General features: G+C 48.6%; 9 protein-coding genes. 1 reads left to right on the forward strand and 8 read right to left on the reverse strand.

Annotation, left to right across the window (positions count from 1 at the left end; translation table 11 throughout):
• Nucleotides 1-23: 23 nt before the first annotated feature.
• The 7 genes from BMW65_RS15960 to BMW65_RS15990 form a co-directional block, all read right to left on the reverse strand.
• Nucleotides 24-2,390: an ABC transporter permease gene (locus BMW65_RS15960; RefSeq protein ID WP_090606852.1), complete on the reverse strand. Its 2,367-nt coding sequence runs from the start codon at nt 2,388-2,390 to the stop codon at nt 24-26.
• 238 nt (nt 2,391-2,628) lie between these two features.
• Entirely contained in the window at nt 2,629-2,991 is a 363-nt protein-coding gene (locus BMW65_RS24885) for a DUF5615 family PIN-like protein (RefSeq protein WP_090606854.1), read from the reverse strand.
• 4 nt (nt 2,992-2,995) lie between these two features.
• Complete coding sequence (locus tag BMW65_RS24690; RefSeq protein ID WP_090606855.1) at nt 2,996-3,226, reverse strand: DUF433 domain-containing protein; 231 nt, start codon at nt 3,224-3,226, stop codon at nt 2,996-2,998.
• A 69-nt stretch (nt 3,227-3,295) separates the two neighbouring features.
• A complete protein-coding gene (locus tag BMW65_RS15975; protein ID WP_090606857.1) occupies nt 3,296-5,659 on the reverse strand; it encodes an ABC transporter permease in 2,364 nt (787 codons plus the stop codon).
• A 110-nt stretch (nt 5,660-5,769) separates the two neighbouring features.
• The gene (locus BMW65_RS15980; protein ID WP_090606858.1) at nt 5,770-8,127 is read right to left on the reverse strand and encodes an ABC transporter permease; all 2,358 of its coding nucleotides are present in this window, start codon (nt 8,125-8,127) and stop codon (nt 5,770-5,772) included.
• Between the two features lie 71 nt (nt 8,128-8,198).
• A complete protein-coding gene (locus BMW65_RS15985; RefSeq protein WP_090606918.1) occupies nt 8,199-9,452 on the reverse strand; it encodes an efflux RND transporter periplasmic adaptor subunit in 1,254 nt (417 codons plus the stop codon).
• Between the two features lie 163 nt (nt 9,453-9,615).
• A complete protein-coding gene (locus BMW65_RS15990) occupies nt 9,616-11,493 on the reverse strand; it encodes a CocE/NonD family hydrolase (RefSeq protein WP_090606860.1) in 1,878 nt (625 codons plus the stop codon).
• Nucleotides 11,494-11,665: 172 nt separating this feature from the next.
• Between BMW65_RS15990 and BMW65_RS15995 the strand changes: the two genes are divergently transcribed.
• Complete coding sequence (locus BMW65_RS15995; RefSeq protein ID WP_090606861.1) at nt 11,666-12,970, forward strand: aminotransferase class V-fold PLP-dependent enzyme; 1,305 nt, start codon at nt 11,666-11,668, stop codon at nt 12,968-12,970.
• Here the strand turns inward: BMW65_RS15995 and BMW65_RS16000 are convergent.
• Complete coding sequence (locus BMW65_RS16000; protein ID WP_090606863.1) at nt 12,965-14,266, reverse strand: UDP-N-acetylmuramoyl-tripeptide--D-alanyl-D-alanine ligase; 1,302 nt, start codon at nt 14,264-14,266, stop codon at nt 12,965-12,967. The two genes, BMW65_RS15995 and BMW65_RS16000, sit on opposite strands and share 6 nt — an antisense overlap.
• Between the last annotated feature and the right edge of the window lie 62 nt (nt 14,267-14,328).

Here is a 14,328-nt window from a genome sequence, read left to right on the forward strand (position 1 = left end):
AGCCTACAGCTTACTGCTGTAAATCACTCATCCCGCAAGCTCTTCGTCGGATTCGTCAATGCGGCTTTGATCGCTTGCGAACTCACAGTGAGCAGGGCGATAACCAATGCTCCGCCACCGGCCAATGCAAATACCCACCAGTGCAGGTCGGTGTGGTACTGGTAGTTGCCAAGCCAGTCGCTCATGATCCACCACGCAAGGGGGAAGGCCAAGGCACAGGATACCAATACGAGCACGACAAATTCCCTGTTGAGCAATCCGACCAGCGACGATACGGATGCGCCGAGCACTTTGCGAATGCCCATTTCCTTCGTACGCCGTTCGGCGGTGAATGCGGCAAGGCCAAACAGGCCGAGGCAGGAGATGATGATAGATAGCACGGCAAATACGCCGGCGAGCCTTTGGATAAGCATCTCGGATTTAAATTTCTCATTAAAGACATTATCCAAAAAATCATATTCAAAGGGATATCCCGGATTGTTTGCTTTGAGGATATCACCTACCTGGGCAACCGTTTTGGAAAGGTCTATCCCTGCTTTGGTCTTGATATTAAGCACACCCCACTTTGTCGCAAACGGATAGAACAGGACGGGTTCTGCAGGTGTATATACGTTGTTGTATACGAAGTCTTTCACTACGCCGATGACCGTGTAAGGTTCTTCACCCCAGCGCACTGTTTGCCCGGCAGCCTGGCCATCGGGTTGGATGAGCTTGGCAAAGGCTTCGTTGATGACAATGCTGCTGCTGTCGCCCAACATATGCGGCCGGAAATTGCGTCCGTCTACCAACTGCATGCCCATGGTGGGAATGAAATCGGCATCGGTATGCATGACGCCGATAAGGATTTGTTTGTTTGGATCTTTCCCCTCCCAATTGATACCCCATGTGTTCGCACCGATATTCAGTACACTCATGTTGCTGAGCCCAGCGGTTTCAACACCGCCGGTGGCAAGGAGTTGCTCCTTAATGACGTCGATATGATCCAGCATCTTCCCGCGTAGTGGGGTGGTGAGCACTTGGCTATGTTCGAAGCCCATGTCGCGACCTTTTACATGCTGTATTTGCTGGAAAATGATGGTGGTACAGCTAATCAATGTGATGGAAGCAGCATATTGGAGTACGACCAATCCCCGGCGGACGGTGCTGGCAGCCCCCGTCTTTTGCTTTGCTCCTTTCAGCGTAGCAATGGGATTGAAGGAAGACAAATAAAATGCGGGATAACTGCCTGAAACGAGCCCGCAAACCAGTACAATCCCTGCAAGGAAGGTGATGTGGAGGGGCTCAACAATTCCAATGGCCAACTCTTTGTCGACCATGTTGTTAAACGGTCGAATGAACAGGTAGATTAGCCCGATGGAGAGCAAGGCAGATAGCGATGCGAGAATAATCGATTCGCCTAAAAACTGGCTGATCAAGGATGTTTTGGTGGCTCCCGCGACTTTGCGCATGCCCACTTCCTTTGCGCGTTTCTCGGAGCGGGCAGTGACAAGGTTCATGAAATTGATGCAGGCGATGAGCAGTACTACCCAAGCAATGATGCTGAACAGCCGAACGTACTTAATGCGGCCTTCCTGTTCGTTTCCGTCCCGGTCGAAGCTATTGTACAACCGCCAACGCGCCATCGGGTATAGGAAATTTTTATAGAACAGATCACCCCCTACCTTATGTTCGGCAAAATCATACAGGTTCTTGTTGACATCGGCGAGCTTGGCTGAAGGTTCCAGTTGCACATAGGTCAAAAAACTGTTATTGCCCCAGCTGTCAAACCCACCTTCACTTATGCGTTCGAACTTTTCAAAAGGGATAATCCAATCAAACTGCACACTACTGTTTTTCGGGAGGTCTTTGACTACTCCCGCTATGGTGTAGCTTTCTTCATTGTTTATGCGCACGTGCTTACCTATTACGGGTTCCTCACCAAAGAGCCGATTAGCTGCCGTTTGGGTAAGTACGATGTCGTCGATGTTCTGCATTGCCGAAGCTCGGCTGCCCTCCACAAATTCCAGCGAGAAGATATCCATGAAATCGGGATCGGCATAAAATCCCGTTTGGTACAGGTTGTTGTCTCCTTGGTTGAACAGCAAGGGCATGGGCCAGTTTACACGCGCTGCATATTTGACTCCAGGTAGCTCGGCTTTAATGGCCGGCGCCAACGGCCCTGGGTTGGCTTCAAACACGTACGTGCCACCGTCATGGGTTTGCCTTGACTTGGATAGGTAGATGTGTTCTTTATTCGGGAAATGGCTGTCATAGCTCACCTCGTCTTCCACCCATAAGAAAATGAGCGATGCACAGCTAATTCCAATGGCTAGTCCAAAGATGTTGAGAAAACTATACCCCTTGGTTTTCCAGAGGTTGCGGAAGGTGGTTTTGAGATAATTCTTGATCATTTTAGATATTAGATAATAGACAACAGACAATAGACATTAGACAACAGGCTTGCCCATCTTTGTTTCTTAATCTTTTTCGCTGTCGGCTTATTGCCCAGTAGGGGATCGATATCCGATATCGTTCCAAAAATATAAAAAGCTGTTTTTTAGTTTTTTATGTTCTTTTCAGAAAGTGCGTGATGTTCGGAATCGGACACTTGCTGTTCGATATCGGACGGTGTGGTTGATTTTGGCCGTTTTAAGCAATTATGGATATATCTTCCTTACTTATTTCGCAATAAAATCTATTGTATTGCTTATGCATCTTCTCAATTACTGGCCAATGGTTTTTCAATAATGAAATTAGATCTTGGTTACTGATGTTACCTAAACAGATTCTGATGATATGTTTTGGCGTCTGTTTAATGAAATAGGTATTACGGAAATCGATGTCTTTCGTTATCACTGTCAATCCGTGTTTGTCCGCATAGGAAGCAATTTGGTGATCGCTTGAGTGGTAACCTTCCAGAATATTGTTGACATGGGTTGCTTCTACAAGGCGATCGTTGATCAAGAAGTTTTTGATTTTGAATGCAATATGGACATCCAGCAAAAATTTCATGTGGTTATACCGCTTCGGCTAACGATCGGCCAGATACCGAAATCTTTGCAAAACGAAGCGCAGCCATTATATCTTCCTTTTCCAGTTCAGGGTGATCTTCGATAATCTCTTCCGTAGTCATGCCAGCCGAAAGCATATCCAGAATTACTTCCACAGGCCATCTCATATTTCTAATGGCCGGCTTTCCATGACAAATATCCGGGTTGATAGTAATCCGAGCGAGTAAATTATCCATTTATACCTCCGTATGTTTTTATCAAAGATAAGCAAATCCATCGATTATAACAAAATCCGGTATCACGTATTACTCATCACGCAAACTCTTCGTCGGATTCGTCAATGCGGCTTTGATGGCCTGCGAGCTGACGGTGAGCAGTGCGATAAGCAATGCGCCGAGACCCGCGAAGGCAAACACCCACCAGTGCAGGTCGGTGCGGTACGGGTAGCTACCCAGCCAGTCGTTCATCATCCACCAAGCGATGGGAAAAGCTACGGCGCAGGACACCAGCACGAGCACAACAAATTCGCAGGTGAGCATGCCGACCAATGACGAAATGGACGCGCCCAGTACCTTGCGGATACCCATTTCCTTGGTGCGCCGTTCGGCAGTGAAGGCGGCAAGACCAAACAGGCCCAGACAGGAAATCACAATTGAAAGTATGGCAAACGTTCCGGCCAGTTTTTGGATCAACGCTTCGGATTTGAATTGTTGGTCGAATAATGCATCCAGAAATTGATAATCAAACGGGTATTCAGGGTTGTGGGATTTGATGACTTTCTCTATTTGGGAAATTGCAGTTGTCAGGTCTGCCCCCGCTTTTATTTTCATATTAAGATGGCCCCAAGGCGATGTCTCGAACGGATAAAAGAATAGTGGTGCAGGTACGCTATACATATTATTATAGACGAAATCCTTGACCACACCTACGATGGTAAAAGCTCCGGCGTTGTCTATGGTCCGTCCCACCACCTTTCCGTCCGGTTGGATAAGCTTGGCAAACGTCTCATTGACGATTGCACTGGCACTATCACCCAGCATCTGCGGTCTAAAATTGCGGCCATCTATCACTTCCATCCCTAACGAGGGTATCAGATCGGCATCCGCACGAAAGTTATAGATATTCACTTGTTTGTCAGGGGATTTCCCTTCCCATCCCACATTCCAGGAATAGGTACCGATAAACAATATTCTTCTTTCACTTACACTCGCGCTTTCCACTGCACCGGTGGCGATTAGCTGGTTCTTAATGGTTTCGAGATGTGCGGATAACTGCCCATGCAGCGGCGTTAACAAGACTTGGCTACGCTCATAGCCTGCATCACGTCCTTTGACATGTTGGATTTGCTGGAAGATGATGGCCGTGCAAATAATGAGTGTGATGGAAGCCGAATACTGAAGCACAACCAGTCCACGACGGATAAAGCCTGTCGCTCCGGCTTTTTGTTTAGCTCCTTTTAGTGTAGCTATAGGATTGAACGAAGAGAGGTAAAATGCCGGGTATATTCCAGAAAATAAACCGCAAACCAATACAATACCGCCCAAGAAGGAGAAGTGCGTTGGGTTGAACAGATCCATCACCAGCTCTTTTTCGACCAGACTATTGAATACTCCGATAGCAAGGTGAATAAGCCCAACGGCAAGCAGGGCGGAGATGGTAGCCAAGATAATAGATTCGCCCAAAAACTGACCAATAAGCGATGTCCGGGTAGCACCCACGACTTTGCGCATGCCTACTTCTTTGGCGCGTTTTTCGGATCGGGCGGTAGCCAAGTTCATAAAATTGATGCAGGCAATAAGCAGTACTACCCAGGCAATGATGCTAAATAGCCGGACGTATTTCATGCGGCCTTCCTGTTCGTTGCCGTCACGATCAAAACTGTTATACAAGCGCCAACGCTCCATGGGGTAGAGCATATTGTACGTAGTCAACTGCTCGTCGCTGGATTGGCGGATGACAAAGTCGTAAAGCATTTCATTGACCTGAGCCACATCAGCCGATGGTTCCAACCCCACATAGGTCATTAATACGTTATTTCGCCACTGCCGTATCCATTGGTTTTCTTGTTCATACACGTCAAACGGGATCAGCCAATCAAATTGGAGCGTACTGTTTTTTGGAAGGTCTTTCACCACGCCCGATACGGTATAGCTTTTGTCATTGTCGACACGCACCATCTTTCCCAGTACGGGTTCGTTGCCAAAAATCCGGGTAGCGGCCGATTCGGTAAGGACGACCTTATCGGGGCTGTCCATAGCTGTAGCCTTGTCACCCTCCGCAAATTCCAGTGCGAAAATATCCATTAAATCCGGCTCGGCATAGTACCCATTTTGGAAGATACTGTTGTCTCCGAAACAGAACATAATTGAGGTCATCCAGGCCACACGGGCAGCGTGTCGGATGCCGGGTATTTCGGCCTTTATCGCCGGACCCAGCAGCCCCGGCACGGCGTCGGAAACATTGGCCACCCCATCTAAGGTCTGCTTTGATTTTACGATATAGCTATTTTCTTTGTTGGGAAGATTGTCGTAGTTTATCTCATCTTCCACCCACAGGAAAATAAAGGATGCCGCTGCAATACCTAAGGCAAGCCCGAAGATATTGAGAAAGCTGTAACCCCGGGTTTTCCAGAGGTTACGGAACGTGGTTTTGAGGTAGTTGGTCAACATGGCTTTAAGCTATAAGCAGTAAGCTTTAGGCTCCTGCCGAGTCAATGTTTTATTTTTTAGCTTGAAACCTCCAGCATCAGGTCGCTTGAGCTTAGTGCTTACAGCTTCAGCTATTCCGTCCTAATCGCCTTAATCGGGTTTTCCCGTGCTGCCCGCAGCGACTTGCCGCAGACCGTGATGGCGGCGATGGCGAATGCCGTCAAACCGGCTACGACAAATACCCACCATTCCATGCTGGTGCGGTACACATAGTTGTCCAGCCATCGGTTCATCATCCACCATCCTAGAGGGAAAGCTACCAGGAAAGAAATACCCACCAGCTTGAGGAAATCTTTTGATATGAGTAAGATAATATTGGAGACACTGGCTCCCAATGTCTTGCGAATGCCAATTTCCTTTACCTTGGTCTCGGCAGTGTAGGTGACCAATCCAAAAAGCCCGAGGCAGGAGAGCAGGATGGCCACCCCGGCAAACACATTAAACAGTTTTCCCGAGCGGATATCGCTTTTGTACAGTTCATCGAACGATTGATCCATGAACGTATAGTTGAACTCGTAATCTGCGTTGTGTGTTTTCCAAAGCCCTTCAACCGCCGCCAGGACCTTGGCAGCATCGGCTCCGGTAGTTTTGACATACATGGTGTTCCACCCCCAATCCGGATCCATGAACAGGATGCAGGGTTCGATGGTGGTTTTCATGTCCTTGAAATGAAAATCTTTCACCACGCCCGCAATGATACCCGGGGTACCGTGGAAGGTGACCGGTTTTCCTATGGGGTCTTCCAATCCCATTACCTTGATGGCGGTTTCGTTCAACAGGTAATGGTTACTGTCGGCAGCAGTACCTGTAAAACCCTGCCCGGCTACCAATTCCATATCCATCACCTTGGGGAAGGTGCGGTCTACAGATAGCTGACTGATCATGAAGCTGGCCATATTGGCCGGTTTACCCTCCCATTCCAGATCTCCTGTGGAGCTCTGTACATTCAGTACGCATTGCGTGGATGCGGTAACACCCAACACACCGGACTGCTGCTCCAGTTGGTCGCGGATGCTCTCGTAATTCTTTCTGAAATTATGGCTTTCAAAGGTGAATACATTTTCCTTGGAATACCCGAGATCCAGTTGCCGGATGTACTCCAATTGCCTGCTGATGATTAACGTGGCTACAATGAGCACTACGGAACACGTAAATTGGACGACTACCAAGGCTTTGCGGAAGCCGCTGTTCTTGCCCAGCCCAGGTATGATTCCCTTCAGAGCCAACGCAGGGTTGAAGGAAGAAAGCATCAATGCAGGGTACACGCCCGCTAATGCAAGTACAAGCAACAGGGATACCCCGAAGATTGCCCAAACTTTGCCATCCAGCAAGCTGAATACCATTTCCTTTCCGGACAAGCTGTTGTATAGGGGCATCAATGCAAATAATAGGCCGATGGCGATGAGCAGGGAAACCAAAAACACCACAAACGATTCAGCGATGAACTGACCGAACAGATGGGCTTTATTGGCACCTACCACTTTCCGCACGCTCACTTCCTTACTCCGGCGGGTAGACCGTGCCGTCACAAGATTGACATAATTGATGCAGGCGATGAGCAGGATGACCATCGCAACCATCGCAAAAATTTTGACTTGCTTCATGCCCTGTTCATCGCCATCCGGCGAATACAGGTGATACTTAGTGAGCGGCTGCATCAAGTAATTGAGGTCTTTCCAGAAATCCGCGGGCTGGTTTTTCCGGTGGATGTCGGCCAATTGTTTGCCTACCACGGCAGCATTCGCATCGGGCTTGAGGAGAAAGAAGGTTTGGTAATTGAGATTACCCCAATCGGCGTCCAAAGGGTTATTTTGCCTGTTTTCGGAAAGAAATCCAAAAGGCATGAGAAGAGGGAATCCCCACGTGGAATTTTTCGGTGAATCTTCCATCACACCGGTCACGGTGAAATTGTCGCCGTTTTTTACCCGAAGTACCTTGCCCATGGCCGGTTCATCACCGAAATACTTTTTGGCGGTTTCTTCACTCAACACGATGGAGCGATTGTCGGGGAAAGGATTTCCCGGATTGCCCTCCAACAGCTGAAAGTCAAAGATTCGGAAAAACGTTGAATCTACGTATATACTGAGTTCGTTGAATTTCTTGTCTCCATATTCAAACAGGGTATTGCCGCCAAAAGAAGAAAGTCGGCACGCATCTTCGATGGCCGGAATTTCAGCCTTTCCGAAAATCGCCAATGGCGCATTGGTGACGGGCCAGATTTGATCTTTACTTTTGCCGATGGCGGCAGCGCCCACATAAATCCGGTCTGCCTTGTCGTGCATTCGGTCGTAGCTCAACTCATCCCATACCCAAAGCATTAGTAGGACGGACGCGGTAAGGCTTACCGCAAGCCCGATGATGTTGATTGCCGAATACGACCTGTTCTTGACAAGCGTGCGAAAGGCCGTTTTGATGTAGTTTTTTATCATTTGCTTTATACTTTAAGCAGTAAGCTTTAGACTTATCGCTTACAGCCGATAGCCTACGGCTTATAGCCCACCTAGTTGCTGATACTCAACTCCTGTACCCTGTCATACGTTTCATAGCTTGAAGTGACCACCTTATCACCCGGCTCCAGGCCGCTGATCACTTCATAGTAGTCGGGGTTTTGGCGGCCAAGTTGTACATCTACCCGATAGGCAGTTTTGCCATCCTCGGTGAGCTTGAACACCCAGTTGCCCCCGGTTTGTTGATAGAACCCGCCCTTAGCTAGCAATACGGCTTTGGTTTCGTCGCTGAGGGCGAGCCGAATCTGCAGGGTTTGGCCCCGGCGTATACCGTCAGGAACGTTGTCCACAAACTCCATGTCCACTTGGAACCGGCCGTTAGTCACTTGCGTATAGACTTTCTTGATAATTAATTTGTAGCTTTTACCGGCAAAGGTAAATTCGCCTTCCAGATCAGGGTAAATGCGGGAAATATAATGTTCGTCGATATCCGCGCGGACCTTAAAACCGGTAAGCACGTCGATCTGTCCGAGGCGTTCTCCTGCGGGTTTGCTTTGCCCGATTTCGGCGTCGAAGGAAGTCAGCTGGCCGTCTACCGGTGAACGCAGGATCAGGTCATTCACTTTCTGCCGCATGAGTGCCAGTGCAGACATGCCGCTTTCGTAAAGCCGTTTATTCTGCTCAAGGTTTTGTGAACTGCGGATGGAGTCTTGATGAATGTTTTCGCGGGTGAGTTTAACCCGCTGTACCTGGTAGTCATAGTTGTTTTTGGCTTGTTGGTATTCCTGTGCACCGATAGCCTTTTCTTCGAATAGCTTTTTATTCAGATCGTAAATCCGTTTGGCCTCTTTTAGCCCATTTTCCACATCGGCCATCTGATTGCGGTTCGCGATCGACGTTGCGATGGCATTGTTCTCAGCGATCTGCACTTGAGTCAGGTTATTGTACACCTGCGATTCCTGGCCTACGAGGCTCAGTTCGAGATCGGTGTTTGAAAGCCGCATGATGGGGTCGCCCTTTTTGAGGTGGGCGCCATCCTCCACAAATTTCTCTTCTACGCGCCCCCCGACAGAAGCATCGAGAAAGATGCTGCTGATAGGCAGTACCGCGCCATTTACAGGGATAAATTCGCGAAAGGAATCTTCCTTGACTTCTGATATCGTAATACGTTCAGCATCCACGTTGAGCCGTGAATTGCCTGACGTGAAATAATAACTGGCGAATATTAATGCTAATATACCTACCCCACCCGCAACTAACGTGATGCGTTTACTGTTCCATGTTTTTTTTGGTAATGCTCTGTCCATTTTCTTTTTTGTGATCAGTGGTCGGTGACCGGCCACCATACATACAACGCCGTGCCAAAAATATAACTGATTTAAAAACAGTGTATTGCTGTGTTTGGAAAAATAAAACTGTCCGATATCGAACACCTGATGTGCGGTAGCGGACATTGGGCTGTTTTTTGCGCTATTTGGGCATTACCATCATGCTAATATTTGAAGGATAATCTGTGGAGAAGTAAACCTCATGCCATGCGGGCGTGAACTGATGTTCATCAGCCTGGTAGATATCCGTAAATATTTGCGGATTGCGGTCGACCAATGGAAACCAAGAGCTTTGCACCTGTACCATGATGCGGTGGCCTTTTTTAAAAGTATGGGCGGCATCTTGCATATCAAAAGAGACGGGGGTGACCTTCCCCGGCTCAAGGGGCTCTGGTTTTTCGAAGCTGTTCCGGAACTTGGCGCGCATGACCTCGCCGCGTACCAATAATTGATAACCGCCCATAACCGCTGTGGGCCGCTCGGGGTGGTTAGGCATGTTGTCGGGGAATACGTCAATGAGTTTCACAATAAAGTCAGCGTCTGTACTGGTGGTCTTGACAAAAAGGTTGGCCGCTAAGCGACCCGCAATTTGTACATCTTTTGTCAAAGGCTCGGTCATAAATACCAGTACGTCCGGTCTACGGGCGGCGAAGCGCTGGTCTTCAACCATGTAGGCGCTGCCGCGGATCAGCCTTGTCTCGGCCGTATACGGTACCGGATGGTTGGGATCACTGTGATAGGCTGCCGAAACGGTATCGGTGGTTTTGCTTGGTGCTTCAAAATTCAGCCTGCCATGTGGATGAAAATACAGGTTTTGTGTCTGTGCTGCTTTGGGCGGCCATTGATGGTAAGCGTTCCAAACGTGGCTTCCGGTGTCAAATATGTAGGCTTCGGGGAGGTGTGGATCGGGCTTTCCCTTCAGGTAATGCAGGAAGAAGGGCAATTCGATATGTTCCCGGTAAAATTCGCTTGTAGCCGATCCGAAGAACACGTTTTCAAGCCAGTCTCCTTTGCCTCGGGCCCATGTACCGTGATACCATGGACCCATGACGAAGTGCTGTCGAGTTTGTGGGCTTTGGGTGGCAATAGCGGCCTGGGTCTTGATAGGGCCGTAGAGATCTTCCTGATCGAACCAACCGCCGACGCTAAGCACTGCGGGTTTGACATTTTTAAGATGAGGGAGGGGAGTACGCACTTGCCAAAAGCTGTCGTATGTGCCATGTGCCATCAGATCGTTCCACAGCGTATTGTTGGTGCCCTTTAACTTATTTGAAAGATTTTTGAGCGTTTTAGCCTTCAGGTAAAAGTCATAGCCATCCGGTGTGCCATAAGCAGCATAACCGGGCATGCCCCGCGTGGATAAGCTGTCCCGCTCGCGCCCGTAGGATGAGACAAACGTAAACGATCCCATAAGCATGAACGCACCATTGTGATGCCGATCGTCACCCATGAACCAATCGGTCACCGGTGCTTGGGGTGACACGGCTACCAATGCCGGATGGGTGTCCATAAGTGCGGCAGTAGCATAGCCTCCGGGAGCCGAAATGCCCCACATGCCTACTTTTCCGTTGTTATTTGGAATGTTGTTTATGAGCCAATCGACAGTATCATAGGTGTCCGAGCTTTCGTCAATGTCCTGGTTACTGGTTTTATTGGGGTTGTAAGGGCGGACAGCAACGAAATTGCCTTCGGATAGGTATTTGCCTCGGATATCCTGGTATACAAAAATGAATCCTTCATAGGTAAATTGCATATTGGGACCAAGCGGTACACGGTATGCTTGATCACCATACGGCGCAATGCTGTAAGGTGTACGCATGAATAAAATAGGGTATTCCTTGGTCGTGTCTTTGGGGGTGTAAATCGACGTAAATAATTTTGTGCCATCACGCATCGGTACCCCTATTTCTTTCTTATTGTAATGCTCTTGAATGTACAATAGTTCTGCCGGAGTGGGTTGGGCATTGGCCAAAAGGCAAACCATGGTCATGGTGAGGGTAATTAAACAGCGTATCATCATTTACTATTTTTGGTTTTTTGCAAGTTTACGGATTTTGGAGTGAATTTTGGGTTTGGGGTGGCTTGTGAAAGGAATCAATGGGTATTTTTCAATAAATTGTTGAATTTATGAAGAAAAAACGACAGATTTGAGGCAATCTTCATCATGATTCGCTATTTAATTCAAAATATCCATGGAATCATTACAGAATCGACGTGAATTTTTACGGGGAGCGACGCTATTGGCCAGCGCGTTTTCAAGTAGTAACCTCTTTGCTACTTCAATGGGCAACGAGCTAGCGACATATCACAAAGGGCACGGAGCTAAGCCTGCTTTGGATGTCGCACGTGATGAGGACTACTGGTCGTTTGTTCGCCAAGGGTACAGTGCCAGCTTTTCTAACATCCTCATTTTGAATAACGGCGGCGTGTCGCCGCCGCCAATTGTCGTGCAAGAGGCCGTGGAAAACTACCATAGGCTGGCTGATCAGGGGCCTTCTTACTACATGTGGCGGATTCTCGATCAGGGGCGTGAGCCGCTACGGCAAAAACTCGCAGGATTGGCCGGTGCTAATGCCGAAGAAATTGCTATCAACCGGAACGCGACGGAGGCACTGAACACCATTATTTTTGGAATGGAGCTCCAGCGAGGTGATGAAGTCATCGGATGTCACCTGGATTACCCGAACATGGTGCATGCATGGACACAACGATCCCAGCGCGAAGGAATTGTATATAAACAACTTGCCTTTGACTTCCCGGCCGAAGATGATGAGGCAATCGTATCAGCCTACAGGGAAGCGATTACACCACGGACCAAGGTCATCCACGTGACCCATGTGATCAATTGGGTGGGGCAAATCATGCCGGTAAAAAAAATCTGTCAAATGGCCCACGAGCGCGGCATCGAAGTGATTGTGGATGGTGCCCATTCCTTCGGCTTATTGGATTTCAAAATCCCAGATCTGGAGTGCGACTATTTTGGCACCAGCTTGCATAAGTTTTTGTCGGCACCTGTAGGCACAGGAATGATGTGGATGAAGCGTGAGCATATTGGGAAAATCTGGCCGTTGGTATGTGATGGGGAGCCAAAAAGGAGCGATATCCGAAAGTTTGAAACCCTGGGTACGCGCAGTTTTCCGTTGGAGCAAGGGATTGGAGAAGCCATTAATTTTCATGAGGGCATTGGTCCGAAACGGAAAGAGGAGCGTGTGCGCTACCTGAAAGATTATTGGGCAAAGGAAGCGTTGGAGCATATCCCGCGTGTGCGTTTGCATACCTCTCTATTGGCGGCTTATTCCTGTGGGATTTGCGGCGTGAGCATGGATGGTATGGATGCACCAGAACTTGATGCAGCTTTGTTTACTCGGTATAAGATACACACAACGGCCATGGTAAACGACTACGTGAATTGTGTGCGGATCACCCCTCACGTGTATACCAGCTTAAAAGACCTTGACCGGCTACTGGAGGCACTCCACACGATAGCACGGTCATAGGCTATCCATCAACTGCTCGAATGCCATGCCACGCGATGCTTTGAGTAGGACCAATGCGCCACGAATGGGGCGTTGGTGCAGGGCATTCTTAGCAGCCGCTGTAGTCTCATAGAATTCTGCTTTCGGATGGCGATGTTGCATAAATGCTTTGCCTACGAAGATGGTGCGGGTGGCGCCCAATGTAGTGGCTTGTTGTACGACCTTCCCATGCTCCTCATGGGATTCGCTGCCCAGTTCAAACATGTCGCCAAGGATGGCGACCTTGTGGTGGGCGTCAAGCAGCTGCAGGTTTTCCAATGCAGCGGCCATACTGCTGGCATTGGCATTATAGTAATCACAAATCACGGTATTGTGTTCGGTTTTCGTAAGCTGTGAACGGTTGTTGGAGGGGGTATATCCGGCTATTCCCCGATTGATTTTTTCGGGTGTGAGGCCAAAATGCCTGCCAATACAGATTGCGGCAAGGATATTCTCGGTATTATAAGAACCAGTAAGTTGCGTATGTAAGGACTGCCTGGCATCGCTTCCTTTTTCCCACCATTGCAACGCAAGAAGCGGTGTAGCACTTATCAATTCGCCAATGAGGTCATTTGTGCCGGAAAATCCGTATTTGATGGTGTGAAGGGCGTGCCGTGCAGTGGCCATTTCCCTAAGCAATGGGTTGTCATGTTGGAGAAACAATGTGCCATGATGTGCAGCAAGGTAGTCATATAATTCGCCCTTTGTCTTTTTTACCCCTTCAAAGCTGCCGAAGCCTTCCAGGTGTGCTTTGCCCACATTGGTGATGAGGCCATGGGTGGGTTGGGCGATGCTGCAAAGTAATGCGATTTCGCCGAGATGATTGGCACCCATCTCAATGACGGCGATTTCAGTCTGTTGAGTTATGGACAGGATCGTCAATGGCACACCGATGTGGTTATTGAGGTTGCCCCGGGTCGCATAGGTTCTAAATTGCTGTGATAGCACAGCATGGACCAATTCTTTTGTGGTGGTTTTGCCGTTGGTACCGGTGATGCCAATGAAGGGGAACTGGAACTGTTGGCGATGGATGCGTGCCAATTCCTGCAAGGCAACTAATACATTGTCTACGAGCAGAAAACGTTCGTCCAACTGGTATTGCGGTTCATCGATGATAGCATACCGCGCTCCTTTTTCAAGCGCTTCTGCAGCAAATGCGTTGCCATTGAAATTTGAGCCTTTGAGTGCAAAAAATAAGCTTTCGGGTTGGATATTCCGGGTATCGGTACTGATAAGCGGATATGCTAGGAAATAAGGATATAGTGCAGCAGACTCCATGCTGCAAGTTTAGGGAATATTGCTGACTCCAAGAATAGCTTACCACCAGATTTAATCTCGTA

Source organism: Parapedobacter koreensis (assembly GCF_900109365.1).
Taxonomy (GTDB): Bacteria; Bacteroidota; Bacteroidia; order Sphingobacteriales; family Sphingobacteriaceae; genus Parapedobacter; species Parapedobacter koreensis.

Excerpts from the sequence above, each read along its gene's own strand:
- BMW65_RS16000 (WP_090606863.1), bottom strand. The coding sequence starts at position 14,266 with ATGGAGTCTGCTGCACTATATCCTTATTTCCTAGCATATCCGCTTATC.
- BMW65_RS15975 (WP_090606857.1), bottom strand. The coding sequence starts at position 5,659 with ATGTTGACCAACTACCTCAAAACCACGTTCCGTAACCTCTGGAAAACC.
- BMW65_RS24885 (WP_090606854.1), bottom strand. The coding sequence starts at position 2,991 with ATGAAATTTTTGCTGGATGTCCATATTGCATTCAAAATCAAAAACTTC.
- BMW65_RS15995 (WP_090606861.1), top strand. The coding sequence starts at position 11,666 with ATGGAATCATTACAGAATCGACGTGAATTTTTACGGGGAGCGACGCTA.
- BMW65_RS24690 (WP_090606855.1), bottom strand. The coding sequence starts at position 3,226 with ATGGATAATTTACTCGCTCGGATTACTATCAACCCGGATATTTGTCAT.
- BMW65_RS15980 (WP_090606858.1), bottom strand. The coding sequence starts at position 8,127 with ATGATAAAAAACTACATCAAAACGGCCTTTCGCACGCTTGTCAAGAAC.
- BMW65_RS15960 (WP_090606852.1), bottom strand. The coding sequence starts at position 2,390 with ATGATCAAGAATTATCTCAAAACCACCTTCCGCAACCTCTGGAAAACC.
- BMW65_RS15990 (WP_090606860.1), bottom strand. The coding sequence starts at position 11,493 with ATGATGATACGCTGTTTAATTACCCTCACCATGACCATGGTTTGCCTT.
- BMW65_RS15985 (WP_090606918.1), bottom strand. The coding sequence starts at position 9,452 with ATGGACAGAGCATTACCAAAAAAAACATGGAACAGTAAACGCATCACG.